This window comes from Salinicola peritrichatus, assembly GCF_003206715.1.
Lineage (GTDB): Bacteria > Pseudomonadota > Gammaproteobacteria > Pseudomonadales > Halomonadaceae > Salinicola > Salinicola peritrichatus.
Window position 1 is genome coordinate 67,209 of sequence record NZ_PZJU01000007.1, and the last position, 24,135, is coordinate 91,343.

A 24,135-nucleotide genomic window follows, 5' to 3' on the forward strand; every position below is an offset into this window, starting at 1 on the left:
CCACGGCCAAGAAAAAAGGCGCCCGCAGGCGCCCAGGAGAGCAATCGGTCGAGGTCGCCGTACGCGCCGTCAGCGGGTCATGTCGCTGGGCTGTGGCAGCGCCGGCAGCGACTTGTCCAGCAGCGTGACGCTCTGGCGATAGTAGAGCTGGCTCTTGCTGTGGTCGCCGAGGTTGGCGTAGAGCCGTGCCAGTTCGGCGCAGACCACCCCGCTCGGACGCTGCCGCTGGCTCGCCTCGAAATACTCCTGCGCCTTGCCCCAGTAGGCATTGCGCAGCGACAGCCGGCCCAACGTCAACAGCAGGTCGGGGTCGTTGGGACGCTCCTGCAGCCACTTCTCGGCATACACCAGCTGGCGCGCGGCATCGACGTTGAGCAGGCCATAGCGCAATACCAGTCGCGTGTCCCAGTGCTCCTTCAGCGCGTTGCGTAACAGGCGCTCGGCATCGCCCTCTTCGCCCCCCTTGATCAGCGCATCGCTGTAAAGCAGCACCAGCTCGACATCGCCGCGCAGCGCATCGGGCATGTCCGCCCACAGCGAGCGCACCCGCTGCAGGTTGCCTTCCTGTCGCGCCGCCTGAATGAGCAGTTCGCGGTAAGCGCGCGGCTCGAGTTCACGTCGCTCGTCTTCGGTGATCAGATGATGCTTGTCGAGGCGCGGCAGCAGTCGGCGCAGGCCGTCCCAGTCGTTGACGCTGAGATAGGCCTGCTTGAGCAGCTTGAGTACCTGGGGATGCTCGGGAAGCTGCTGCTCGAGGCGCGTCAGCGTCGCCAGCGCCTCCTCGAACTGCTGCCGGTCGAGCATCAGTTGCGCCTGTACCAGGCCGACCGCGGTATCGGCGCCCTCGGTGCTGTGGTGTGCCCGCTTGAGCAGCACGTCGGCCTGTTCGTAACGCCCTTGATAGTGGGCCGCCAGCGCCGCCGAGAGATAGTTGACCAGCGGCGTTCCGGAGTCGTCCGCGGCCTTGGTCAGCGCCTTCTCGGCGCGTTTCCAGCGGCCTTCCGCCAGCGCCACCAGGCCGCGCACCGTACGCTTCATTGCGGTGCGGTGGCGGGTGCGACTGTTCCATACCTTGAGCCGGCTGACCGGACGACGCAGGCGCATCAATGCGCGCAGCGCGAAGTGCAGCACCAGAAAGGCGATCAGCAGCAGCACGCAGCCGAACCAGAACGAAGTCTGGATGGAGGTGTCGCCGACACGAATGAACCAGTAGCCCGGCAGCGACTGCATCAGCTGCCCGAACAGTGCGCCGACCGCCAGACCGAAGACGATCAGCAGGATCAGCTTTCTCATGCGCCCTCTCCCCGTGCCGATCCGCCTTGCGATCCGCCGCTGCCGTCAGCATTACCGAAGCGCTGCTCGATGAAGCGCTTGAGCAACTGCGAGGACTCGCTGATGTCGGGCAGTTCGGGGCGCACGTTCTTGTCGCGCAGCGACTGCAGTTTCTCGAGGGAATTGGCCACACCGTCGTTGTCGGTGGCGTAATAGCCCTCGATCAACTCACGCGCCTTGTCGAGGCTGGCCTGGTAGAGCTTCGGCTCCGACTTCAGCAACGCCAGTTGCGCCTGCTCCAGCAGCAGACGCACGTTCTGGCGCAGATAGGACTCCTGCTCGGGCGTGATCAGTGCCTCCAGCGGCTGGTCGTGCCGGCGCACGGTGACCAGATCCTTCAGTTCGCGTCCCAGCGTCGCCAACTGCTCGCGCCAACCGCCGGTCGGCTTGGCATCGCCCTTGCCCGCCGCGATCTCTTCGATGTCCTGCTTGAGCGGCAATCGGGCCAACTGCTCCTGCTGCGCCATCAGCGCCAGATAAATGCCGGTACGATCGATCACCGGCACCGAGTCGAGCGCCGCCAGCTCGGACTGGATCGCCCGGCGGATCGGAACCAGCGCCGGATTGTCCGCCTCGCGCAGACGATTGTCGGCGGCGTTCAACAGCGCCTTGGCGCCGTTGACGTCGCGCTCGAGCTGCAGCCGCTGGTTGGCCAGCCGCAGCAGATACTCGGCTTCGGCATGCAGCCACTCGCGCGGGTCGGCCTGCTGCTGCTGGGCGAGCTCCTTGAGCACCTTGTCCAGGGTCTTGTCGAGATTCTGGCGGTACTGATCGAACTCGCCGCGCATCATGTTGAGCGTTTGCTGACGGCTCTGATCCAGATCGCCGACGCGGGACTCGAGCTCGCTGAGCGAACTGCGGTTGGCGCTGACCTGGCTCAACTGCGCCTGTTGCCGTTCGAGCTTCTGCCACCCCAGATAGCCCAACACGACGACCACGAGCGCCAGCAGCACGACCAGAACCAGCGCCAGCAGACCGAGCTTGCCGCTCTTGTCCTTGCCACCGCTGCCGCCACCTGCCTTGGGGCCGGTGGGCGGAGGAGGCGCCTTGCCGTCCGTCTTGGCACGGGCATCGGGAGCGCTCGATCCGGCGGCCTCGTTCGCTTTACCGGCCTTGGCGGGTTGTGCGCTGCTGCCAGGCTTGTCGCCCGCGGCTTTCTTGTTGGCGCCTGATGGCGCGTTGCCCGATGAGGGCCGTTCGACGCTTTTGTTTGCCGGCTTGGTACCTGCCGGCTTGGGGCTTGCCGATTTGGCGTCCGATGCGCCGCCCCCGCCCTTCGACGGCGCTCCGGCGGGTTTCGAGGAGGAAGGTTCGTCTTTCGTCGCTGGCTTGGCGACATCCGGCTTGATCGGGTCGGTCTGATCAGCGGAATCGGCTGGCGATGACGTGGACGGGGCTTGGCTGCTGTCGGATGTCGACGCGGCAGTCGACGAAGCGGTCTTGTCCTGCCCGGCGTTCCGGGCCTCGCCGTCGTCGGCCTTCTTGTCGGAAGCGGATGTCGACTGCGGTTGTTGATCGTTTCGTTGCTTGCTCATCTACGCTTGCCTTTTTCGTGATCACCCTGATCGAAGGTGGCACCCTGCCGCCCGCAGACCGCACTCACCGCGGCGGTCAATGCCGCAGGCGTTGCACCGGACGCCACATGAGGCGAGCCGAACCCCAGCGTCCCCGCCAGTGTAGCCAACCGTCGACTCGAGACGATTAGCGGTTGGTTCAACGCCACCGGGCCACACCATGTGACCAGATGTTGCAATATTTCCCCGCTGGTCACCACCAGCGCCCCGAATTCTCCCCGCGCCAGCCATTGATCCGCGGGCGGTGTCGGTGGCTGGTAACGCCGACGATAGAGCGACAGCGTCTCGACCTCGGCGCCCCGCTCACGCAGACGTTCGCCGAGCAGCTCTCGCCCACCGTCACCGCGCGCCAGCAGCAGGCGCTTGCCGGCGACCGCCTTGAGCGAGGCGACTTCGAGCAAGGCTTCGCTGTGCTCGCCAATACCCGCAGGCGGCAACACGGCCGGCACACCCAGTTCGGCCTTGAGCGCCTGTGCCGTCGCCTGCCCCACGGCGTAAAAGCGCAGGCGCTGCGGCAACTGCGGCCAGTATGACGCAATGGCCTCGGCAAGACACGCCGCCGCCTGCGGACTGACCACGATAATGCCTTGAAACAGATCGAGATCGAGTAGTGCAGCCCGGCCCGCCGCATCCAGCGGCCGCGTTTCGAACCGCAGCACGTCGAGCGACGCCACGTCGAAGCCGGCGGCAGCCAGCGACTGCGCCAGCACCGCACCACGCGCGCCGGGGCGCGTGATCAATACGCGTTCGCCCATCAGGCGTTACCGTAGACCTCGGCGAGGATCTCTCCCGCGCCCTGATCGAGCAGCGATTCGGCCACGCGGATGCCCAGCGCCTCCGGTTCCATGGCCGATCCGCGGGCCTCGGCACGCAGCACCTGCGAACCGTCGGGATGGCCGACCAGCCCGCGCAGCCATAATGTGTCGCCCTCGTCTTCGAGCACCGCGTAGCCGCCGATCGGCACCTGGCAACCGCCGTCGAGACGGGTATTCATCGCCCGCTCGGCGCGCACGCGGGTCGCCGTCGGCGCATGATCCAAGGGCGCCAGCAGTGCAACCAGTTCGGCATCGCCATGACGGCATTCGATGCCCAGCGCGCCCTGGCCACAGGCGGGCAGGCTCTGCTCCGGGGTCAGCTCCGCGGTGATGCGATCCGCCAGTCCCAGGCGCTGCAGGCCGGTCGTCGCCAGGATGATGGCGTCGAAATCCCCGGCGTCGAGCTTGCCCAACCGCGTCTGCACGTTGCCGCGCAGCGACAGCACTTCGAGATCCGGGCGCTGGGCACTGATCTGCAAACCGCGCCGCAGGCTGGAGGTGCCGACCCGCGCGCCCTGGGGCAGTGCTGCGAGGCTGGCATAGTCATTGGAGACGAAGGCATCGGTCGGTGCGCCGCTCTCGAGGATTACCGACAACCCGAGACCGTCGGGAAACTGCATCGGCACGTCCTTCATCGAGTGCACGGCGATATCGGCGCGGCCGTCGAGCATCGCCTCCTCGAGTTCCTTGACGAACAAGGCCTTACCGCCGATTTTCGCCAGCGGCGTATCGAGAATCTTGTCGCCACGGGTGGAGAGCGGCACCAGTTCCACGGTCAGCTGCGGATGCTGGCGTTCCAGCAGCGCCTTGACGTGTTCGGCCTGCCATAGCGCCAGCGCGCTCTTGCGGGTCGCGATTCCCAATCTGTTAGCGTCGAGCACGCCGGTCTCCGAATCGTTGGGGCACGACCGAACGGCACCGCGCCGGTGCCGTTCGAACGTTGCAAAGTGGATGTTCGCCATCGCGAACCTGGGGCTGCATGATAAAGCAGTCCCGGGACGAGTAAAAATCGCGCCGGGATTACATCGACGCATCCCGCCGGCGCACGCCGCCTCCCCAATCCACGCGATACGCCGAGGTCGACTCTGGTACACTCTGAGCATCGTTTCGCAGGTACTTATCTTCGCAAAACCTAGGCAGAGCTCGATTTCGATGACGCAGGCAACCAACCAATCCTGGGGCGGACGTTTCAGCGAGCCCACCGACGCATTCGTCGCCGCCTTCACCGCTTCGATTCCCTTCGACAAGCGTCTCTATCACCACGATATCCGCGGTTCGATCGCCCATGCCACCATGCTGGCCCGCGTCGGCGTACTCACCATCGAGGAGCGCGACCGCATCGTCGAAGGGCTCAAGGAGATCGAGGCCGAGATCGAACGCGGCGAGGTCGAGTGGTCGATCGCGCTGGAAGACATACACATGAACGTCGAGGCGCGGCTGACCGACAAGATCGGCGTCACCGGCAAGAAGCTGCATACCGGGCGCTCGCGCAACGACCAGATCGCCACCGACATCCGGCTCTATCTGCGCGACGAGATCGACGCCGTGGCCGCCGAACTCGCCCGCCTGCGCAGCGGCCTGATCGAGCTGGCCGAGCGCGAGGCGGACACCATCATGCCCGGCTTCACCCATTTGCAGACCGCGCAGCCGGTGACCTTCGGCCACCATCTGCTGGCCTGGCAGGAGATGCTCGCCCGCGATCACGAGCGCCTGCTCGACTGCCGCAAGCGGGTCAACGTGCTGCCGCTGGGCGCCGCCGCCCTGGCCGGCACCACCTACCCCATCGACCGCCACGTCACCGCCGAGTTGCTCGGCTTCGAGCGCCCGGCGGAGAATTCGCTGGATGCGGTCAGCGACCGCGACTTCGCGATCGAATTCACCGCCTTCGCCAGCATTCTGCTGATGCACCTGTCGCGCATGAGCGAAGAACTGGTGCTGTGGGCCAGCGCCCAGTTCGACTTCGTCAACCTGCCGGACCGTTTCTGTACCGGCTCGTCGATCATGCCGCAGAAGAAGAACCCGGACGTGCCCGAGCTGGTGCGCGGCAAGACCGGTCGCGTCTACGGCCATCTGCTGAGCCTGCTGACGCTGATGAAGTCCCAGCCGCTGGCCTACAACAAGGACAACCAGGAGGACAAGGAACCGCTGTTCGATACCCTCGATACGGTCAAGGGCTGCCTGCGCGCCTTCGCCGACATGGCGCCGGCACTCGAGGCGAAAGCCGACAACATGTTCGAGGCCGCGCGCCGTGGTTTCTCCACCGCCACCGACCTGGCCGACTACCTGGTACGCGCCGGAGTGGCGTTCCGCGACGCTCACGAAATCGTCGGCAAGGCGGTCGCCTACGGCATCGAGCAGCGCAAGGATCTCTCCGAGATGTCGCTCGAGGAGCTCCAGCGCTTCTCCGACGCGATCGGCGAGGATGTCTTCGAGGTGCTGACGCTGGAAGGCTCGGTCGCCGCACGCAACCATATCGGCGGTACCGCGCCGGATCAGGTGCGTGCCGCGGCCCAACGCGCGCGCGAGGCACTCGACGCACTGCAGGAGAGCCATAATGTCGCGTAACATTCCGGCCATCTTCCAGCAGCTATCGAAGCCACTGGCGCTGTCGCTGCTGACCCTGTCGCTGCTGGCGCTGTCCGGCTGCGGCCAGAAGGGCCCGCTCTATATGCCGGGCGATAGCGAGTCGGCCGAGACCTACGATCCGCAGAATGCCCACGAAGACACTCCCGGAACCAACGCCGGGAGCGACGACGAGCAACAGCGGGCGGACGACACACCGCAAGCGACCCCTGCCCCCGCGGCCCCCCAGCCGAACGCCGAGGAGTTACCGTGACGTTCGACGCTTTTTCCGTTCGCGACGGCGTGCTGCACGCCGAAGAGATCGCCCTGGATCGGCTCGCCGAGCAGTACGGTACGCCCTGCTATGTCTATTCGCGTGCCGCACTGACGCGCCACTTCCGCGCCTACAGCGATGCCCTGGGCGACATGCCGCACCTCGTCTGCTACGCGCTCAAGGCCAACTCCAACCTCGCGGTGCTCGACGTGCTGGCGCGGCTCGGCGCCGGTTTCGACATCGTCTCGGTGGGCGAACTCGAGCGCGTGCTGGCCGCTGGCGGCGACCCGGCCAAGGTGGTCTTCTCCGGCGTCGCCAAGCAGGCCAGCGAGATGGCCCGCGCGCTGGAGGTTGGGATCAAGTGCTTCAACGTCGAATCCCGCCCGGAACTCGAACGTCTCGACCAGGTTGCCGCCGAACGTGGGCAAGTCGCCAACGTGTCGATCCGCGTCAATCCCGATGTCGACGCCAGGACGCATCCCTACATCTCCACCGGTCTCAAGGCCAACAAGTTCGGGGTCGCCGCGGAAGAGGTGTTCGATCTCTATCGCTGGGCGGCCGAGCGGCCGCATCTCAAGGTGGTCGGGCTCGACTGTCACATCGGCTCGCAGCTGACCGAACTCTCGCCCTATCTGGACGCCCTCGACCGGCTGCTGGTACTGATCGACCGGCTCAAAGAGCACGGTATCGCCATCGAGCATCTCGACCTGGGCGGTGGCCTGGGCGTGACCTACCAGGACGAACGTCCGCCGGCGGCCGGAGATTTCGTCGACGCGGTGCGCACACGTCTGGAAGGCCGCAATCTGACGCTATTGCTGGAGCCGGGTCGTTCGATCGCCGCCAACGCCGGCGTGCTGTTGACCCGGGTCGAATATCTCAAGCCCGGCGAGACCAAGAATTTCGCCATCGTCGATGCCGGCATGAACGACCTGATCCGGCCGTCGCTGTATCAGGCGTGGCAACGCATCGAGCGCGTCGACACCCGGGCTGCGCGGGACAGCGCCGTCTACGATGTGGTCGGCCCGATCTGCGAAAGCGGCGACTTCCTCGGCCAGGCCCGCGAGCTGGCCATCGCCGAAGGCGACCTGCTGGCGGTGCGTTCCGCCGGTGCCTACGGTTTCGTCATGGCCTCGAACTACAATAGCCGCGGCCGGCCGGCCGAGGTGATGGTCGACGGCGATGCGAGCCATCTGGTACGCCAGCGTGAAACTCTGGAATCGCTGTGGGCCCTGGAGTCACGCTTGCCAGAGAAATCGCGACTGCCGGAGAGTGTTTGATGCTGCTGAACTTCACCAAAATGCACGGCCTGGGCAATGACTTCATGGTGATCGACCTGATCAGCCAGCGTGCCTACCTGCGTGAAGAGCAGATTCGCCGGCTGGCCGATCGCCACTTCGGCATCGGCTTCGACCAGTTGCTGCTGGTCGAGCCGCCACGCCAGCCGGACATGGATTTCCGCTACCGGATTTTCAACGCCGACGGCGGCGAGGTGGAAAACTGCGGCAATGGAGCGCGCTGTTTCGCCCGCTTCGTGATCGACCAGCGCCTGACCCACAAGCGCGAGCTCAAGGTCGAGACCCTCGGCGGTCCGCTGACGCTGCAGGTCGACGATGACGGCCGGGTACGGGTCGACATGGGCGCGCCGCGCTTCGCCCCCGCCGAGGTCCCGTTTTTGGCCGACGAGGACCGGCCGCTGCACCGGCTCGAGGTCGACGGTCGTACGCTCGAGCTCAGCGTCGCTTCGATGGGCAATCCCCACGCCGTGCTGCGGGTCGACGACGTCAATACGGCTCCGGTGGTGGAACTCGGGCCGAAGCTGCAGCAGCATCCGAGTTTCCCGCGCCAGGCCAATATCGGTTTCATGCAGGTCGAATCAGCGCATGCCATCCGCCTGCGCGTGTTCGAGCGCGGCAGCGGCGAGACGCTCGCCTGCGGTACCGGCGCCTGCGCGGCGGTCGCCTGCGGCATTCGTCGCGGCCTGCTCGAAAGTCCCGTCGACGTCGAATTGCGCGGCGGCAGGCTGACGCTGGAGTGGGCCGGCGGCGACGCACCGATGATCATGACCGGCCCCGCCGAGCGGGTCTTCGAGGGCCGTATCGCGCTGAACTGAAAACGGCCCGGCAATGAACCGGCCAAAACAAGGGAACAAGAAGCCTCTGATCAACGTTATGAGCGCAGGCAAGACAAGGCGCAACGACCGTCGGGAGTAACAGCCGAAGGCTGGCCCGAAGGGTGAGCGTAGCGAATCAAAATCAACGAAACGGCGGAATTTACGGGGGTGTAAATGAGCATGTTGAGTTGATTTTTAACGCAGTATGGCCCAGCGGAATAGTGAATCAGAGGTTTCTTGGAGGAGAACAACCGCATGTCACGTGCCCAAGTCCCCGAGCCGCGCCAGACGCTGGACCCCGAGCGGGTCGCCGAATGGCTGGCACAGCACACCGACTTCTTCGTCGGACGCGAGGGGCTATTACAACAACTCAAGGTGCCGCACCCCAACATTCCCGGCGCCGTCTCGTTGCTCGAGCGTCTGGTCGTCGATCTGCGCCACCGCGCCGAGGATGCCGAATGGCGCCTGGAGAACCTGCTCGAATCGGCGCGCTACAACGAGGCGCAGTATCGGCGCACCCGCGACCTGATCCTCGGGCTGATCGAGGCCGAGGACGTCGACGCGCTGGCCCAGGCACTGTCGACCCAGCTGGCCGAGCGCTTTCGCACCCAGGCCATCGGCCTGTGGCTGGAGGCGCCCAAGGCGTGTCACGCCACGCCACGCAACCCCCATGCGTGGCAAGCGCCGCGTTTTGCGCTGACCGAAGACGCGCGCCAGCGCCTGGAAGTCCTGCTCAACGAGCAGACCAGCCGTTGCGCCACGCTGGACCGCGAGGATTGGCAGGCACTGCTGCCGCACTGCAATGCCCCCGAGGAATCCGGCTCCTGCGCCATCACCCGGCTGACGCAAGGCGAACCGCTGGGCTTTCTGATTCTGGCCAGCCATGACGGCGAACATTTCCGCGCCACGCTGGATACGCTGTTTACCGAGTATCTGGGCGAAGTGGTCAGCCGACTACTGATCCGTGCCGAGGGTAGCGGTGCGAACCGCGGTTGAAGATTTCCTGCGACGATTGGCGCAGCGCGCCAGTCCCGCGACGGTGGATGCCTATCGCCGCGATATCGCCCACCTGACCGCCTGGATGGAAAGCCAGGGCATCCATTGCTGGTCCGCGCTCGACGTCGGCCTGCTCAGGCGTTATCTGGCCCACGAGCGCACCCGCGGTCTGGCACCGCGGACCCTGGCGCGGCGGCGCGCGGCGCTGTCACGCTTTGCCGACGCGCTGGTCGGCCAGGGCGAGCTCGATCACAACCCGGTCCAGCTGACCCAGGCACCACGTCAGCCGCGTCACCTGCCCAGCCCGGTGGATATCGATCTGCTCGGCCGCTTCCTCGACACACCGCATGACGACGATCCGCTCGCGATCCGCGATCAGGCCATGCTGGAATTGTTCTACTCCTGCGGCCTGCGTCTGGCCGAACTGGCGGCACTCGATCTCGCCAGCCTCGATGCCCGCCATGTCCGCGTCGTCGGCAAGGGTGGCAAGCCGCGTCAGGTGCCGCTCGGCCGACGCGCCGCCGAAGCCGTGCGCGAGTGGCTCGGCATTCGCAGCACGCTGGCCGGCGACGGCGAAACGGCGCTGTTCGTCGCCCAGCACGGTGGCCGCCTGGGGCACCGCGCGATCCAGACCCGACTGGCGCAGGCCGCCAAACGTCGTGGCCTGCCCGAGCATCTGCACCCGCACCGGCTGCGCCACTCCTTCGCCAGCCATCTGCTGGAATCGAGCCAGGATCTGCGCGCGGTTCAGGAGCTGCTCGGCCATGCCAATCTGTCGACCACCCAGATCTATACCCGCCTCGACTGGCAACAGCTCGCCGAGGTCTACGACCAGGCCCATCCTCGCGCGCGGCGCAAGCCGGCCTCCTCCCCTGACGAGAGCTGAACGTCATGTCCCTGGACGCCATTACCTTCGACCTCGACGATACGCTGTGGCACAACGGCCCGGTCATGGCCCATGCCGAACCCACGCACTATCAGTGGCTGGGCGAACAGATCGACGCCCTGAAAATCGTCTCCACGCCGCTGGCCGAAGCCTTCCCGCTGGAAGCCTATCAGCGCCACCGCCAGGCATTGATGCGACGCTTTCCGCTCCAGCGCGGCGACCATAGCTGGATTCGCGAGCGCGCGATGTTCGAGATCCTGGTCGAGCATGGCCTGCCCCGGACGGAAGCCGAACGCTGGGCGGCGGCCGGATTCGAGCAGTTCATGGCGCTGCGCCACACCATCACGCCCTATCCGGAAGTCGCGCCGATGTTCGAGGCCTGGGCGCGTCGCTACCGGCTCGGCATCATCACCAACGGCAACGTCGACGTGCGCCGGCTGTCGCTGGACCACCACTTCGACGCGATCATCCTCGCCGGCGAGATGCACGCCCCCAAGCCGGACTCTCGCCCGTTCCTCTCGGCGCTGGCCCGGCTCGGTGCGCAACCCTACCGCGCGCTGCATGTCGGCGATTCCTGGGAGGAGGACGTGCTCCCCGCGCAGCGGCTCGGCATGCACGCTGTATGGATCGACGCCAAGGACGAAGGCGAGCGGGAGCTGCCGCCTCGGGTGACGCGGGTGACCCACGTGCGGGAGCTGCCGGGGATCGTTGCCCAGCTGGATCGTCGGCAGACTTGAAGTCATCCGGCGCCACGCCAATCGGATGGCTTATTCCCGTTTCAGCAGATCACGACTGTTCGAGACTTGACCACTCTCGTGCTCGTTGACGTGAGGGGCAAGACCCGAGCACGAGCGATCGTCATCCAGCGCCGTCCTGAATAGGCGTCATTGGGGTGGCACATTCAGTGGGAGGTGAATTCAGCAGAGATTCGAATGAGTCGATAGTCCAGGTGGATATTAATCGGCCAACCAACGATCCATGACAGCGTAAGCCTGATCCAGCCCCTGGCGCTTGAGCGAGGAGAACAGTTGCACGCTGACCAGGTCTTCCCACTCGGCCAGCCGCTTCCTGACCTGCTGCAGCGAGGCCTTGGCCGGCCCCTGCTTCAGCTTGTCGGCCTTGGTCAGCAGGATATGCACCGGCAACTCGCGGTCGTCGGCCATTTCCAGTAGCTGAACGTCGAACTCGCTCAGCGGATGACGCACGTCCATCAGCAGAATGAGACCGGCCAACGAGCGGCGGCGATGCAGATAGTCGGCCAGATGCGCCTGCCACTCCTTCTTCATCGCCTCCGGCACCTTGGCGTAACCGTAGCCGGGCAGATCGACCAGCCGTCGAGCCTCGTCGTTCTGCAGCGTAAAGAAGTTGATCAACTGGGTGCGCCCCGGCGTCTTCGAGGTCCGCGCCAGCGCCTTCTGCTGGGTCAGCGTATTGATCGCGCTGGACTTGCCGGCGTTGGAACGGCCGGCGAACGCTATCTCGACGCCGTCGTCGGCCGGGCATTGGGCCAGCGTCGGCGCACTGATCAGAAAGCGGGCCGTTTGGTAGTTGAGGCGGTTTGGCGTCGCGGTCATGGCGGGGCTCTGGCGGCGGTACGAGGGGAATTCGGCGCGCAGTGTAACATGCAGCCCCGCCGGATGAGCGCCGTGCGGGTCTACGCTTTCCGTCGCATTTCTGTCAGGCTAGCCTGATAGGGTCGGTAGCAGGCTAGCAAGAACCGATGGAACCTCCGAGCCCCTTTGGCGCTCCAACAGCACGCAGTCTGATATCACCAACAAGCCTTTCTGACATTCAGGAGCAGTAACGCATGATCAAGTCGTTTGTGGCGCTATTGGCCGGCATCACGTTCTCGGGCGCCGTCATGGCGGCGGATATCGTCGAAGGCCAGGACTACGAAGTCGTCGACGAGCCGATGAAAACGGAAGTTCCGGCGGACCAGATCGAGGTCACCGAAGTGTTCTGGTACGGCTGCCCGCACTGCTACGCCCTGGAAGGTCCGCTCAACGAATGGGTTGCCGAGCTCCCCGACGACGTCACCTTCGACCGTATGGCGGCACCGCTCGGACAGGTCTGGGAACAGCATGCCAAGGCCTTCTATGCGGCCGAACAACTCGGCATCGAAGAGAAACTGCGCCAGGACTTTTTCGACGCCATCCACAAGGGCGGCCAGCGCCTGACCGACGAGGACGACATTGCCGAGTTCTTCACCGACTACGGCGTCAGCAAGGACGAGGCCCTCAAGGCGCTCAACTCCTTCGGCGTGAAGAGCCAGATCCAGCAGGCCTCCGCCAAGATGCGCGGCTACAAGCTGATGGGCGTGCCGGATCTGATCGTCGATGGCCGCTACGTCGTCACGCCCAATACCGCGGGCTCGCTGGAAAACATGCCCAAGATCGCCAGCGCGCTGATCGAGAAGGTTCGCCAAGAACGCGCCGAGGCGAAATAACACCATGTCGGAAGCGACGCCATGTCTCTAGCCGTCTCGACACCCGCCAGCGAGGTCGCGCCGACGCTGAAACTGCTGACCTGCAACCTGCAGGTCGGTATTCATACCTCGGCCTACCACCACTACGTGACGCGCAGCTGGCAGCATCTGCTGCCGCATCCCAAGCGGCGCTCACGCCTGGATGTGGTCGCCGGCACGCTGGCGGGATTCGATATCGTCGGCCTGCAGGAGGTCGACGGCGGCAGCTTCCGTTCCAATAACGTCAATCAGGTCGAATACCTGGCCAAGCGCTCGGCCTTCGATTTCCACTTCCAGCAGCTCAATCGCAACCTGGGCCAGGTCGCCCAGCACAGCAACGGGTTGCTGTCGCGGCTGAAGCCCAACCGGATCGACGAGCATCGCCTGCCCGGCATGCTGCCCGGACGCGGCGCCATCCATGCGCGCTACGGCGATGGCCCCGATGCACTGCATGTTTTCGTCGCCCATCTGGCACTGGGCCAGCGCGGCCGGCTGCGCCAGCTGGATTATCTGGGCGAGATCATCCGTCCGTTGCGTCACGTGGTGGTGATGGGCGACCTCAACTGCACGCCCGAACAGCTCCAGGCCCACCCGCGCTTCTGCCAGGCGCTCGATCTCAATCCGCTCAAACCGCTGCTCAGCTATCCGGCCTGGCAGCCACGCCGGGCACTCGATCACATCCTGCTGTCGTCGTCGCTGCATGCCGACAAGCCACGGGTACTGGAGGCGTTGTTCTCCGACCATCTGCCGGTAGCGGTCGACATCCACCTGCCGACGGCGTGCCGGGTCAGTATCGGGTTGACCGGGGAACGCAGCGCCTCCTGATTTCCCCCGGCGGAACGGAAATCACGATCCCGCCACCCAGTGCACCCAGTCGATCATCGGCGTCGGGTAGAGTCCGAGCAGGATCACCAGGGTGGCGACGCCGAGCACCACCATGCCGCCGGCGCGCTCGGCCCAGTCGTGGGTGGCATCGCGGCGCTGCATCCCGGGCTCGTGCAGGAATAGCGTCACCATCACCCGCAGATAGTAGTAGAGCCCGATCGCACTGCCGACGACCACGCCACCGACCAGCCACCAGCGATGGGCCTCGACGCCCACGGCGACGATGTAGAACTTGCCGATGAAGCCGGCGGTAAATGGAATCCCCGCCAGCGACAGCATCGATACGGTCATCACCGCGGTCAGGTAGGGCCGCCGCCAGAACAGCCCGCGATAGTGGTGCAATGGACTGGCATCGGCGGTGCCGCCGGTGGCGATGTAGGGGCTCGAGACCAGCGTGACCACGCCGAAAGCGCCCAGCGTGGTCAACACGTAGGTAACCAGATAGACGCCGACCGTTTCGACCGCGAGGCCATCGTTGACCACCAGCGCCACCAGCAGATAGCCGAAGTGGGCAATCGATGAATAGCCCAGCAGGCGCTTGAGATCGTTCTGGGTCAGCGCCAGCAGGTTCCCCACCAGCATGGTGATCAGGGCGATGAATCCGAGCAGATCGCTCCACCATCCTTCGTGCAGGGCCAGCGCCGACTGGAACAGCCGCAGCAATACCAGGAACACCGCGACCTTGCTGGCGGTGGCGAGGAAGGTCGTCGCCGGTCCGGGGCCGCCTTGGTAGACGTCCGGCGTCCACAGGTGGAACGGCACGATGGAGAGCTTGAACGCCAGCCCGACCAGCAGCATGCCCGCGCCGGCCAGCAGCCAGGCGTCGCTACCGTAGGTGGCGAGCGCCGCGCCCAGTTCGTCGAAAGCCAGCGTGCCGGTCACTGCGTAGAGCAGCGCCATGCCGAACAGCAGAAAGGCGGTTGCCGCCGCCGACAGCACCATGTACTTGATGCCGCTCTCCAGCGCGCCACGATCGCGGAAGGTGTAGGCGAGCATCCCGAACAGCGGCATCGACAAAAGCTCGATGCCGAAGAACAGCGTCGCCATGTGACGCGCCGAGACCAGTACCAGGCCACCGGCGGCGGCGCTCGACAGCAACAGATAGAATTCGTCGCGCGGCCCGTCATAGCCCTCCAGGTAGTGGTGCGCCAGGGTCAGGCAGGCGAGCGTCGACATCAGCACCAGTACACCGCCGAAACGGGAAAGATCATCGACCACCAGCAGCCCGGTAACGTCGACCGGGCCCAGCGTCCAGCCGAACAGCAACGCCAGCAGCGCGGCGTTGAGACCGATGGCGGTCAGCGTCGCGCTCAGGGTGTGGTTGCGCCGCCAGGCGATCGACAGCATCACCACGATGACGGTGAGGCTGACCAGAATCAGCGGCGAAATGGCCAGCAGCGCCAGGGTCGCGGAGTGGCTCATTGGGCACCTCCCGTCATCGCCCCGGCTCGCTCGACGGTGTGTTGCACGATCTGCATGGCACCGGCGGAAGTCTCCAGCAACGGTTGGGGGTAGACGCCGAACAACACCACCAGGGCGACGATGCCGAACAGCAGTACCGTCTCACGTCGGTCGAGTCCGCCGAACGAGGTTTCCTCGGCCGGTGGCCCGTAGTAGACCCGCTGCATGATGAACAGTGAGTAGATCGCCGCCAGGATCAAGCCGAGGCTGGCGATCGCCACGATCCAGGGCGCGACGCCGAAGGTGCCGAACATCACCATGAACTCGCCGACGAAGTTGGCGGTACCGGGCAGCCCCAGCGAGGCGGCGACGAAGCACAGCGCGAACCCCGGCAGGCCACGGATGCGCCCCCACAAGCCGCCCATCTGGCGCATGTCGCGGGTATGCAGGCGCTCGTAGAGCTGGCCCGAGAGAATGAACAGCCCCGCCGCCGAAAAGGCGTGCGCGACCATCAGCGCCACCACCCCCTGCAACGCCAGCTCGGTGCCGGCGTAGATGCCGATCAGCACGAAGCCCATGTGGGAAATGCTGGTGTAGGCGATCAGGCGCTTCAGGTCCTGCTGGCCGCAGGCGAGAATCGCGCCGTAGAAGATGCCGATCAATCCCAGCGTCATCGCCACCGGCGCGAATGCCTGCGAGGCCTCCGGAAACAGCGGCAGGGCGAAGCGCAGCATGCCGTAGGCGGCGGTCTTGAGCAGGATGCCGGCGAGATCGACGCTACCCGCCGTCGGTGCCTGGGCATGGGCATCCGGCAGCCAGCCGTGCAGCGGCACCACCGGCAGCTTGACCGCGAAGGCCACGAAGAAGCCGAGCATTAGCCACCAGGCCGTAGTCTCGTCCAGCGGTGTATCGAGCAGATCGGCGTAGGCGAAGGTGTATTCGCCGGTGGCGGCGTGGTGGACGAAGACCAGCCCCAGAATCGCGATCAGCATCAGCAGGCCGCTGGCCTGGGTGTAGATGAAGAACTTGGTTGCCGCGCCAATGCGTGAACTCCCCTTCGAGCCGCTGTGTCCCCACAAGGCGATCAGGAAGTACATCGGCACCAGCATCATTTCCCAGAACAGGAAGAACAGGAACAGGTCGATGGCGAGGAAGACGCCGACCACGCCGCCGAGAATCCACAGCAGGTTGAGATGGAAGAACCCCACCCGACGCACGATCTCGCGCCAGGAGCAGATCACCGCCATCGCCCCCAGCAAGCCGGTCAGCGCGATCATGATCAGCGACAGGCCGTCGAGCGCCAGATGCACCTGGATACCGAAGCGCGGAATCCAGTCGGCTTGCCATTCGAGCGCCCAGGCGTTTTCGGCCCCGGTGGCGGGCAGGCTGAAATCGGTCCCGGCCCACAGCGCCAGCACCATCGCGAGCTCCAACAGCATGGTCGCCAGCGCAATCCAACGCGGCGCCTGGTCGCCGAAGCGCTCGGCCTGCCAGCACAGCAGCCCACCGATGAAAGGGATCAGAATCAGCCAGACCAGAGTCATGAATCAGCCATCCGCGATAGAGTGAATTCCATTGTCCGCCGGTATTCCCGGGCCGAGCCCGCGCCGTGAGCCGCGTGATGACGCATGTCGTCAGCCCACCAACAGGAACGCCAGCAGCAGCGTGCTGCCCAGCACCATCGACAGCGCATAGTGGCGCAGCCGGCCGGTCTGGGTCAGGCGCAGGCCGTGATGCGAAACGCGCGCCAGCCACGGTGCCAGGTTGCACAGCGCGTTGATCCAGTCGCCACGATTGAGCCACACCAGCCCCCGGTAGGGACGCACGAACAGGCGGTCGTAAAGGGCATCGAAACCCCAGGCGTTGTGCCACAGCGTCCACAGCCGGGCACCGCGCCGATCGGCCACGGCGCGTCGCACCAGATCGCGCCTGCGCCTGAACAGCCACAGCGCGAACAGCACGCCGCCCACCGCCACCAGCATGGCGGCGAACGCCAGCACGTGGGCGCCAACCCCCTCGTCGACCGGGCTCGGTGGCAAGACGTCGTCCAAGGGCGGGGTGAGTCGGGCACCGATCGCCGTCGACATCACGATCAGCACCACCAGCGGCAGGCCATGCACCAGCCCCTTGCCGGCCTGGGCGTTACGCGCATGATCGCTCTTGGGTCTGCCGTGGAAGGTGCCGAGGATAAGACGTACGGTATAGATCGAGGTCAGCAGCGCGCCGAGCAGTCCGGCGAGCATCAGGACGAAATGCCCGGAGGCCAGCGCCGAGACCAGAATGGCGTCCTTGCTGTAGAAGCCGGCGGTGACCAGCGGCAGGGCCGCCAGCGCCGCGCCGCCGACCACGAAACCGGCATAGGTCAGCGGCAACTTGCGCCACAGCCCGCCGAGACGGCGCATGTCCTGCTCATGGTGGGTGCAGATGATCACCGAACCGGCGGAGAGGAACAGCAGCGCCTTGAAGAAAGCGTGCGTCATCAGGTGGAAGATCGCGGCGTCGAAGGCACCGCAGCCCAGAGCCAGGAACATGTAGCCGATCTGGCTCATGGTGGAATAGGCCAGCACGCGCTTGATATCGGTCTGCGCCAGGGCGGCGAAACCGGCGATCAGCAGCGTCAGCGCCCCGATCACGCCGACCAGCAGCAGCACGTCGGGCGCCAGCAGGAAGATGCCCTGGGTGCGTGCGATCAGATAGACCCCGGCGGTCACCATGGTGGCGGCATGGATCAGCGCCGACACCGGCGTCGGGCCCGCCATGGCGTCCGCCAGCCAGGTCTGCAGCGGTAGCTGGGCCGACTTGCCCACCGCCCCGCCGAGCAGCATCAGCGCGGCGAGTTGCGCCATCGGGTCGCCCTGGGCCCAGGCTTCCGGTGCCCGCGCCAGCAGCGTCTGGATGTTGAGCGAACCCAGTTCGACAAACAGCAGGAACATGCCGATGGCGAGGAAGACGTCGCCGGTACGCGTGATGACGAACGCCTTGAACGCGGCCCAGCCGTTGGCCGAGGTGCGGTAGTAGTAGCCGATCAGCAGATAGCTGCACAGCCCCACGCCTTCCCAACCGAAGTAGAGCAACAGCAGGTTGTCGCCCAGCACCAGCAGAACCATGCTGAACACGAACAGGTTCATGTAGCAGAAGAAGCGCGTCACGCCCTCCTCGCCGCGCATGTACCAGGCCGCGAACAGGTGGATGAAGAAGCCGACGCCGGTGATCACGCCGAGCAACGTCAGCGAGAGCCCGTCCAGCATCAGGCCGACGGTGGGCTGGAAATCGCCCACCGCGATCCAGTGCCACAGGGTCAGCGTCTGTGCCGCCTTGCCGTGATCGTAGAAGTCGATCCCGACCCATAGCGCGCACAGCGCCGCCAGCCCGATGGCGGCGACGCCGACGGTGGCGCTGGCGCGCTCGGACAAACGCCCGAAGGAGAGCGCCAGGATCAGCGACCCCAGCAGTGGGAAGACGAAGGTACCAACGAGTGTGAGGTATGTGAGAGGGCTCATCCGCGCAACCTGCTAGCCGCATCGATATCGAGAGTCTTGAAGCGGCGGTAGAGCTGCATCAACAGTGCCAACCCCACGCTCGCTTCCGCCGCCGCCAGCGTGATCACCATCAGGAACATCACCTGCCCGTCCGCCTGCTGCCAGTGCGTGCCGGCGACGATGAATGCCAGCCCCGCCGCATTCATCATGATCTCCAGGCTCATCAGCACGAACACCATATTGCGTCGCGTCATCAACCCGGCCAGCCCCAGCACGAACAGAATCGCCGCCAGGATCAGGCCATGCTCCATGGGGATACCGTTCATGCTCTGCCCTCCCGAGCGCCGGTGTCGTCGCGGGATGACGCCAGCGGCGTCTCTCCCCGGGGTTCGTCGGGTGCCGAACGCGCCGCCTCGTAGCGTTCGCGCTGACGTTCGCGAACCTGGTCGGCCTCGTCATGGGCCTCGCTGCGGCCGAGGTGAGAAGCCGCTACCAGCGCCGCCAGCAACAGCATCGCCGCCAGTTCGACCACCACCAGGTAAGGGCCGAACAGTGAAATACCGACCAGCTTGGCGCTCAGGGTATCGCCGCTGATGCTGCCGTCGTAATCGCCGCTGACCAGCGTGACCACCATCACGATCAGCAGAATGAGCGTGAGCACCGCCGGCCCCCTCCACAGCCGTGGCGTGAGCCAGGCCCGCTCCTGCTCGACCACCGACTCGCCGAGGTTGAGCATCATCACCACGAACACGAACAGCACCATGATCGCCCCGGCGTAGACGATGATCTCCAACGCGCCGGCAAAGGGCGCGCCGAGAGCGAAGAACACCATCGCCACACTGATCAGCGAGACGATCAGATAGAGCAGCGCGTGCACCGGATGCGTGCCGGTGACCACGCGCAGCGTGGCGAGAATCGCGACCAGGCCGCTCAAGTAAAACGCGATTTGCATGCTTCTCTCCCAACGGCGGCGTAACGCCCCTATGTGCTTCCTTACGACGACTACGGCATCAATGTCTTGACATCGATAGGCTCGGCCTCGTTCTGCGCCTCGCCCTTGTCCTTGCCGGCGATCGACAATCCCGCCACGCGATAGAAATTGGTGTTGTGATCCTTGCCCGTGCCCGCGATCATCAGATCCTCTTTCTCGTAGACCAGCTCCTGTCTTTGGTACTCGCTCATCTCGAAATCCGGGGTCAGTTGGATCGCCGAGGTCGGACACGCCTCCTCGCACATGCCGCAGAAGATGCAGCGCGAGAAGTTGATACGGAAGAACTCCGGATACCAGCGGCCATCCTCCTTCTCGCCCTTCTGCAGCGAGATACAGGCCACCGGACACGCCACCGCGCACAGGTTGCAGGCGACGCAGCGCTCCTCGCCGTCCGGATCGCGGGTGAGCACGATGCGTCCGCGATAGCGCGGCGGCAGATAGACCGGCTCTTCCGGATACTGCACCGTCTCGCGCTTGCGCCAGGCATGCGAGAACACCATCCACAGCGTGCGCAACTGCGTGCCGGTGCCGTTGACGATTTTCTGGATCTGACGCCACATGAAAGATCCTCCTTAGACGCCCGGGTCGATGAGCAGAATCATCGCCCCGGTGATCAATAGATTGACGAGTGTCAGTGGCAGACACACCTTCCAGCCGAAGCTCATCACCTTGTCGTAGCGCGGCCGCGGCAACGCCGCCCGCAGCAGCACGAACAGGATCACGAAGAACAACGTCTTGAGCAGGAACCACACCATCGGCGGCAGCAGCGGGCCGTGCCAGCCGCCGAAGAACAGCGTCACCAACAGCGCCGAGATCAGCACGATGCCGATGTACTCGCCGACGAAGAACATGCCCCACTTCATGCCGGAATATTCGATGTGGTAGCCGTCGGCCAACTCCTGTTCGGCTTCCGGCTGATCGAACGGATGGCGGTGCGTCACCGCGATACCGGCGATGACGAAGGTACAGAAGCCGAAGAACTGCGGGATGATGAACCAGACATTCTCCTGCGCATTGACGATGTCGCGCATGTTGAACGAACCGGTCATGGCGACGATACCCATCAGCGCCAGCCCCATAAACACTTCGTAGGAGAGCGTCTGGGCCGAGGCGCGCAGCGCGCCGAGCAGGGCGTACTTGTTGCCGCTGGCCCAGCCGGCGAACAGCACCGCATAGACGTTGATGCCGGCCATGGCGAAGAAGAACAGCACGCCGATGTTGAGATCGGCCACGCCCCAGCTCGGCGAGATCGGGATGATCATGAACGACAGCAGCAGCGAGGACATGGCGATCGCCGGCGCCAGCACGAAGAAGGTGCGGTCGGCGAACGGCGGGGTCCAGTCCTCCTTGAAGAAGATCTTGAGCATGTCGGCGGCGATCTGCAAAAGCCCGAACGGGCCGACCCGGTTGGGGCCGTAGCGATCCTGCCACAGCGCCAGCAGGCGTCGCTCGACCATGCTCAGCAGCGCGCCGGCGACCACGACCACCAGCAGGATGACCACCGCCTGGATCATGGCGATCAGCGTCGCCTCGACTTGTGGTGTCCACCAGCTCATGGGCGATCCTCCCGGGCCGAGTCGTCTCGCATCAGGCGGCCCCAGCGAATGGCGCCCGGCGTCAGCGCCCTGGCGACGTCACCCAACAGGCCGCTCGGCAGGCCGGCCACGCCGCGCGGCAGGCCCGGCCGGCGCCGTGCCGGCAACGAGAAGGTTTCGCCATCGAGCGTGATCGCGACCGGATCATCGTCATCGACGCCCAGTGCCGCGGCATCGGTCTCGTTGAGCGCGACCCAGGGCGCCGACATGCGCGCCTGGATCGGCGCCGCCCGGCGCGACATCTCGTCGCCGCCGAACAATTGCGGCAGGTCGATCACCTGCCACTCGCCGTCACGCGGCGTGAATGCCTCGGGGATCTCGTCGCAATAGCCACCGGCCACGCTCGGCGCCGGAAACAAGCGCACGCCGGGATCGCCGGCGCGCAGATGACCGCCGACCTCGTCCTGAAACTTGTTCCACGCCTGCGGCGAGTTCCAGCCCGGCGCCCAGGCGAAGGCGACGTCGCGGCGCGGCTCGCGGAAGCCGGCATAGCCTTCCATCGAGAACGCGAACGGCGTGTCGAGATCGATCGGCGCCCGCGGCTCGTTGACGTCGATATTGGCGCGCATCGCGGTGCGGCCGCTGTAGCGGTGCGGTTCGCGGGCCAGCTTCAGGCCGTGAATGCGGAACAACGCCGCCGGTGTGTCCTGGTGCAGCGGGGCGAAGGCCGGCGCGTCCTTGGACACCGCCTCGCTCAGGTCGTCCAACAGCACCGTCTCCACCGCCCGGCGCTCGATCGTCGCGTGCAGCGCATGCAGCCAGCGCCAGCTCTCGCGAATGCGGGTCTCGGGGCGCATGTAACCGGGATCGAAGACCTGATAGAAGCGCTGCGCCCGGCCTTCCAGACTGACCAGGGTGCCGTCGCTTTCGGCAAAAGTGCCGGCTGGCAGGCCGATGTCCGCCCGCTCCCAGGTCGGCGTGCGCTGATGGTCGACCACCACCACGGCGGAGGCGCGACTCAGTGCGCTGTCCACGCGTGCCGCCGGCAGCCGGGCATAGAGATCGTTCTCGAGAATCACCGCGCCATCGGCTTCGCCATTGGCAAGATTCTCCAATGCCCAGTCGAGGGATTCGCCGCCCAGCAGCCCGAGACCGACGCTATTGGCCTCGCGGCGCACCAGCGTCAGACCGGCATCGTCTTTCTGGCGGCGCTTGAGCGCGCGGGCGACGTTGCCGGCGGCTTCGAGGATCGCCATCGAGCCCAGCGAATCGCCGGCGATAACCAACGGTTTCTTCGCCGTCAGCAGGGCGTCGGCGATACGCTCGACCAGCCGCGCCGCGGTATCATCCAGCCCTTCGACCGCCGGCGCGGTGGGATCGAGCGCATGGGCCACGGCGAAGCCCAGGCGGGCGATGTCGTCGGGGGCGGCACGTTCGGCATGGGCCGCGATACCGTCGAGTTTGGTGGCATCCGGCGTGGCCAGGAACAGCGGATGGCCAGCGTCCTGGGCGATGGTCTTGATCGCTTCGGCGTTCCATCCGGGGATGCCGCGCGCCGCGCCCAGCTCGGCGCCCTTGCCGCGTACCGCCTGGCGTACCGACAGACCGATCCGGGCGGCACTCTGGATCAGGTCCTCGCCGAGCACCAGAATGGCATCGCAGTGTTCGATCTCGCGCAGGCTGGGCGTTGCCAGACCGGTTTCGCGGTTGAGCGCTTCCATCCGACGGATTCGCGCCAGTTCGCCCGCCTCGATGCCGGTGGAGAAGTTGGCAGCACCGACCAGTTCACGCAGACGATGATTGCTTTCCAGGCTCGCGCGTGGAGAACCGATGCCAATGATTCGCTTGGCACCACGCAGGCCGTCGGCGGCACGATCCAGCGCTTCGTCCACCTCCAGCAGCGTCGCCGATTCCACGGGGGGCCGACCGTCGGCCAGCCGTTGACGGCTTTCCATCACTCGCTGATGGCTCTCGGGCCGGGTCGGACGATCCTTGCGATTGACGTAACCGTAACCGAAGCGCCCGCGATCGCAGAGGAAGTAGCCGTTGACGTCGCCGTGGTAGCGGTTCTCGATCCGCCGGATGTCGCCGTAGCGCTCGCCGGGGCTGATGTTGCAACCGGTCGCGCACTGGTGGCAGACGCTCGGCGCGAATTGCAGGTCCCACTTGCGGGTGTACTGCTGGGAGTGGGTCTGGTCGGTGAACACCCCGGTCGGACAGACCTCGGTGAGATTGCCGGAGAACTCGCTTTCGAGCGTGCCATCCTGATAACGGCCGAAATAGACGTTGTCGTGGGCGCCGAAGGCGCCAAGGTCCTCGCCGCCGGCATAGTCCTGATAGAAGCGCGTGCAGCGGTAGCAGGTGATGCAGCGGTTCATCTCGTGGGCGATGAACGGCCCCAGGTCCTGGTTGCGATGGGTGCGCTTGCGGAAGCGGTAACGGCGGCGGTCGTGGCCGGTCATCACCGTCATGTCCTGCAGATGGCAGTGGCCGCCCTCCTCGCACACCGGGCAGTCGTGGGGATGGTTGACCATCAGCCATTCGATCACCGTCTCGCGAAAGGCCTTGGCCTCCTCGTCGTCGATCGAGATATAGGCGTCGTCCTTCACCGGCGCCATGCACGACATCACCAGCATGCCGCGGGTATCGTCGGCGTCCTTGTACTGCTTTACCGCGCACTGGCGGCAGGCGCCGACGCTGCCCATCGCCGGATGCCAGCAGAAGTAGGGAACGTCCAGCCCCAGCGAGAGACAGGCGTGGAGCAGGTTGTCGCTGTCTTCGACCTCGTAGTCGTTGCCGTCGACGTGAATGGTGGCCATGGCGTCCAACTC

Annotated in this window: 21 protein-coding genes and 1 pseudogene; 9 read left to right on the forward strand and 13 right to left on the reverse strand. The window is 65.7% G+C overall.

What is annotated here, in order from left to right:
- Window positions 1-69: 69 nt before the first annotated feature.
- The 4 genes from DOM57_RS03435 to hemC are packed head-to-tail and all read right to left on the reverse strand — an operon-like array spanning window position 70 to window position 4,602.
- Window positions 70-1,293, reverse strand: coding sequence for a heme biosynthesis HemY N-terminal domain-containing protein (locus tag DOM57_RS03435; protein WP_110647837.1), 1,224 nt, complete (start codon window positions 1,291-1,293; stop codon window positions 70-72).
- Window positions 1,290-2,867, reverse strand: coding sequence for a uroporphyrinogen-III C-methyltransferase (locus DOM57_RS03440; protein WP_110647838.1), 1,578 nt, complete (start codon window positions 2,865-2,867; stop codon window positions 1,290-1,292). Before DOM57_RS03440 ends, DOM57_RS03435 begins: the two co-directional genes overlap by 4 nt.
- Window positions 2,864-3,661: a uroporphyrinogen-III synthase gene (locus tag DOM57_RS03445; protein WP_110647839.1), complete on the reverse strand. Its 798-nt coding sequence runs from the start codon at window positions 3,659-3,661 to the stop codon at window positions 2,864-2,866. The genes DOM57_RS03440 and DOM57_RS03445 overlap by 4 nt, the downstream gene beginning before the upstream one ends.
- Window positions 3,661-4,602, reverse strand: coding sequence for a hydroxymethylbilane synthase (hemC, locus tag DOM57_RS03450; RefSeq protein ID WP_239496107.1), 942 nt, complete (start codon window positions 4,600-4,602; stop codon window positions 3,661-3,663). The genes DOM57_RS03445 and hemC overlap by 1 nt, the downstream gene beginning before the upstream one ends.
- 271 nt (window positions 4,603-4,873) lie before the next feature.
- Between hemC and argH the strand changes: the two genes are divergently transcribed.
- The 7 genes and pseudogenes from argH to DOM57_RS03485 all read left to right on the forward strand — a co-directional run bounded on the left by argH (window position 4,874) and on the right by DOM57_RS03485 (window position 11,286).
- A complete protein-coding gene (argH, locus tag DOM57_RS03455) occupies window positions 4,874-6,286 on the forward strand; it encodes an argininosuccinate lyase (RefSeq protein ID WP_110647841.1) in 1,413 nt (470 codons plus the stop codon).
- Between the two features lie 34 nt (window positions 6,287-6,320).
- A pseudogene (gene lptM / locus DOM57_RS22190) lies at window positions 6,321-6,416 on the forward strand (LPS translocon maturation chaperone LptM); the annotation flags it as partial.
- Window positions 6,417-6,553: 137 nt separating this feature from the next.
- Complete coding sequence (gene lysA, locus DOM57_RS03465) at window positions 6,554-7,834, forward strand: diaminopimelate decarboxylase (protein ID WP_110647843.1); 1,281 nt, start codon at window positions 6,554-6,556, stop codon at window positions 7,832-7,834.
- A complete protein-coding gene (dapF, locus tag DOM57_RS03470; RefSeq protein ID WP_110647844.1) occupies window positions 7,834-8,667 on the forward strand; it encodes a diaminopimelate epimerase in 834 nt (277 codons plus the stop codon). The genes lysA and dapF overlap by 1 nt, the downstream gene beginning before the upstream one ends.
- A 255-nt stretch (window positions 8,668-8,922) precedes the next feature.
- Window positions 8,923-9,663 carry a DUF484 family protein gene (locus DOM57_RS03475; RefSeq protein WP_110647845.1) on the forward strand — a complete coding sequence of 247 codons (741 nt, stop codon included), beginning with the start codon at window positions 8,923-8,925 and terminating at the stop codon, window positions 9,661-9,663.
- Complete coding sequence (locus DOM57_RS03480) at window positions 9,647-10,549, forward strand: tyrosine recombinase XerC (protein ID WP_110647846.1); 903 nt, start codon at window positions 9,647-9,649, stop codon at window positions 10,547-10,549. The genes DOM57_RS03475 and DOM57_RS03480 overlap by 17 nt, the downstream gene beginning before the upstream one ends.
- A gap of 5 nt (window positions 10,550-10,554) precedes the next feature.
- The gene (locus DOM57_RS03485; RefSeq protein WP_110647847.1) at window positions 10,555-11,286 is read left to right on the forward strand and encodes an HAD family hydrolase; all 732 of its coding nucleotides are present in this window, start codon (window positions 10,555-10,557) and stop codon (window positions 11,284-11,286) included.
- Window positions 11,287-11,505: 219 nt separating this feature from the next.
- On the opposite strand, the gene yihA is transcribed toward DOM57_RS03485, so the two are convergent.
- Window positions 11,506-12,123 carry a ribosome biogenesis GTP-binding protein YihA/YsxC gene (yihA, locus tag DOM57_RS03490; RefSeq protein WP_110647848.1) on the reverse strand — a complete coding sequence of 206 codons (618 nt, stop codon included), beginning with the start codon at window positions 12,121-12,123 and terminating at the stop codon, window positions 11,506-11,508.
- A gap of 233 nt (window positions 12,124-12,356) precedes the next feature.
- Here yihA and DOM57_RS03495 point away from each other — a divergent pair, with 233 nt between their 5' ends.
- On the forward strand, window positions 12,357-12,995 hold the full coding sequence (locus DOM57_RS03495; protein ID WP_110647849.1) for a thiol:disulfide interchange protein DsbA/DsbL: 639 nt from the start codon (window positions 12,357-12,359) through the stop codon (window positions 12,993-12,995).
- Between the two features lie 21 nt (window positions 12,996-13,016).
- On the forward strand, window positions 13,017-13,838 hold the full coding sequence (locus DOM57_RS03500) for an endonuclease/exonuclease/phosphatase family protein (protein ID WP_110647850.1): 822 nt from the start codon (window positions 13,017-13,019) through the stop codon (window positions 13,836-13,838).
- Between the two features lie 21 nt (window positions 13,839-13,859).
- On the opposite strand, the gene nuoN is transcribed toward DOM57_RS03500, so the two are convergent.
- From nuoN to nuoG, 8 genes are all read right to left on the reverse strand, one after another.
- Complete coding sequence (nuoN, locus tag DOM57_RS03505) at window positions 13,860-15,320, reverse strand: NADH-quinone oxidoreductase subunit NuoN (protein ID WP_110647851.1); 1,461 nt, start codon at window positions 15,318-15,320, stop codon at window positions 13,860-13,862.
- Window positions 15,317-16,843: an NADH-quinone oxidoreductase subunit M gene (nuoM, locus tag DOM57_RS03510; RefSeq protein ID WP_110647852.1), complete on the reverse strand. Its 1,527-nt coding sequence runs from the start codon at window positions 16,841-16,843 to the stop codon at window positions 15,317-15,319. The genes nuoN and nuoM overlap by 4 nt, the downstream gene beginning before the upstream one ends.
- A gap of 90 nt (window positions 16,844-16,933) precedes the next feature.
- Entirely contained in the window at window positions 16,934-18,799 is a 1,866-nt protein-coding gene (nuoL, locus tag DOM57_RS03515) for an NADH-quinone oxidoreductase subunit L (protein ID WP_110647853.1), read from the reverse strand.
- Complete coding sequence (gene nuoK, locus DOM57_RS03520; protein ID WP_110647854.1) at window positions 18,796-19,104, reverse strand: NADH-quinone oxidoreductase subunit NuoK; 309 nt, start codon at window positions 19,102-19,104, stop codon at window positions 18,796-18,798. The genes nuoL and nuoK overlap by 4 nt, the downstream gene beginning before the upstream one ends.
- Entirely contained in the window at window positions 19,101-19,730 is a 630-nt protein-coding gene (gene nuoJ / locus DOM57_RS03525; RefSeq protein ID WP_110647855.1) for an NADH-quinone oxidoreductase subunit J, read from the reverse strand. Before nuoJ ends, nuoK begins: the two co-directional genes overlap by 4 nt.
- A 50-nt stretch (window positions 19,731-19,780) precedes the next feature.
- Window positions 19,781-20,329 carry an NADH-quinone oxidoreductase subunit NuoI gene (nuoI, locus tag DOM57_RS03530; protein ID WP_110647856.1) on the reverse strand — a complete coding sequence of 183 codons (549 nt, stop codon included), beginning with the start codon at window positions 20,327-20,329 and terminating at the stop codon, window positions 19,781-19,783.
- A gap of 12 nt (window positions 20,330-20,341) precedes the next feature.
- Window positions 20,342-21,325: an NADH-quinone oxidoreductase subunit NuoH gene (nuoH, locus tag DOM57_RS03535; RefSeq protein WP_110647857.1), complete on the reverse strand. Its 984-nt coding sequence runs from the start codon at window positions 21,323-21,325 to the stop codon at window positions 20,342-20,344.
- Complete coding sequence (nuoG, locus tag DOM57_RS03540; RefSeq protein WP_110647858.1) at window positions 21,322-24,123, reverse strand: NADH-quinone oxidoreductase subunit NuoG; 2,802 nt, start codon at window positions 24,121-24,123, stop codon at window positions 21,322-21,324. Before nuoG ends, nuoH begins: the two co-directional genes overlap by 4 nt.
- Window positions 24,124-24,135 lie beyond the last annotated feature (12 nt).

Excerpts from the sequence above, each read along its gene's own strand:
- DOM57_RS03435 (WP_110647837.1), bottom strand. The coding sequence starts at position 1,293 with ATGAGAAAGCTGATCCTGCTGATCGTCTTCGGTCTGGCGGTCGGCGCA.
- DOM57_RS03440 (WP_110647838.1), bottom strand. The coding sequence starts at position 2,867 with ATGAGCAAGCAACGAAACGATCAACAACCGCAGTCGACATCCGCTTCC.
- DOM57_RS03445 (WP_110647839.1), bottom strand. The coding sequence starts at position 3,661 with ATGGGCGAACGCGTATTGATCACGCGCCCCGGCGCGCGTGGTGCGGTG.
- argH (WP_110647841.1), top strand. The coding sequence starts at position 4,874 with ATGACGCAGGCAACCAACCAATCCTGGGGCGGACGTTTCAGCGAGCCC.
- dapF (WP_110647844.1), top strand. The coding sequence starts at position 7,834 with ATGCTGCTGAACTTCACCAAAATGCACGGCCTGGGCAATGACTTCATG.
- DOM57_RS03475 (WP_110647845.1), top strand. The coding sequence starts at position 8,923 with ATGTCACGTGCCCAAGTCCCCGAGCCGCGCCAGACGCTGGACCCCGAG.
- DOM57_RS03485 (WP_110647847.1), top strand. The coding sequence starts at position 10,555 with ATGTCCCTGGACGCCATTACCTTCGACCTCGACGATACGCTGTGGCAC.
- yihA (WP_110647848.1), bottom strand. The coding sequence starts at position 12,123 with ATGACCGCGACGCCAAACCGCCTCAACTACCAAACGGCCCGCTTTCTG.
- DOM57_RS03495 (WP_110647849.1), top strand. The coding sequence starts at position 12,357 with ATGATCAAGTCGTTTGTGGCGCTATTGGCCGGCATCACGTTCTCGGGC.
- DOM57_RS03500 (WP_110647850.1), top strand. The coding sequence starts at position 13,017 with ATGTCTCTAGCCGTCTCGACACCCGCCAGCGAGGTCGCGCCGACGCTG.
- nuoN (WP_110647851.1), bottom strand. The coding sequence starts at position 15,320 with ATGAGCCACTCCGCGACCCTGGCGCTGCTGGCCATTTCGCCGCTGATT.
- nuoM (WP_110647852.1), bottom strand. The coding sequence starts at position 16,843 with ATGACTCTGGTCTGGCTGATTCTGATCCCTTTCATCGGTGGGCTGCTG.
- nuoL (WP_110647853.1), bottom strand. The coding sequence starts at position 18,799 with ATGAGCCCTCTCACATACCTCACACTCGTTGGTACCTTCGTCTTCCCA.
- nuoK (WP_110647854.1), bottom strand. The coding sequence starts at position 19,104 with ATGAACGGTATCCCCATGGAGCATGGCCTGATCCTGGCGGCGATTCTG.
- nuoJ (WP_110647855.1), bottom strand. The coding sequence starts at position 19,730 with ATGCAAATCGCGTTTTACTTGAGCGGCCTGGTCGCGATTCTCGCCACG.
- nuoI (WP_110647856.1), bottom strand. The coding sequence starts at position 20,329 with ATGTGGCGTCAGATCCAGAAAATCGTCAACGGCACCGGCACGCAGTTG.
- nuoH (WP_110647857.1), bottom strand. The coding sequence starts at position 21,325 with ATGAGCTGGTGGACACCACAAGTCGAGGCGACGCTGATCGCCATGATC.
- nuoG (WP_110647858.1), bottom strand. The coding sequence starts at position 24,123 with ATGGCCACCATTCACGTCGACGGCAACGACTACGAGGTCGAAGACAGC.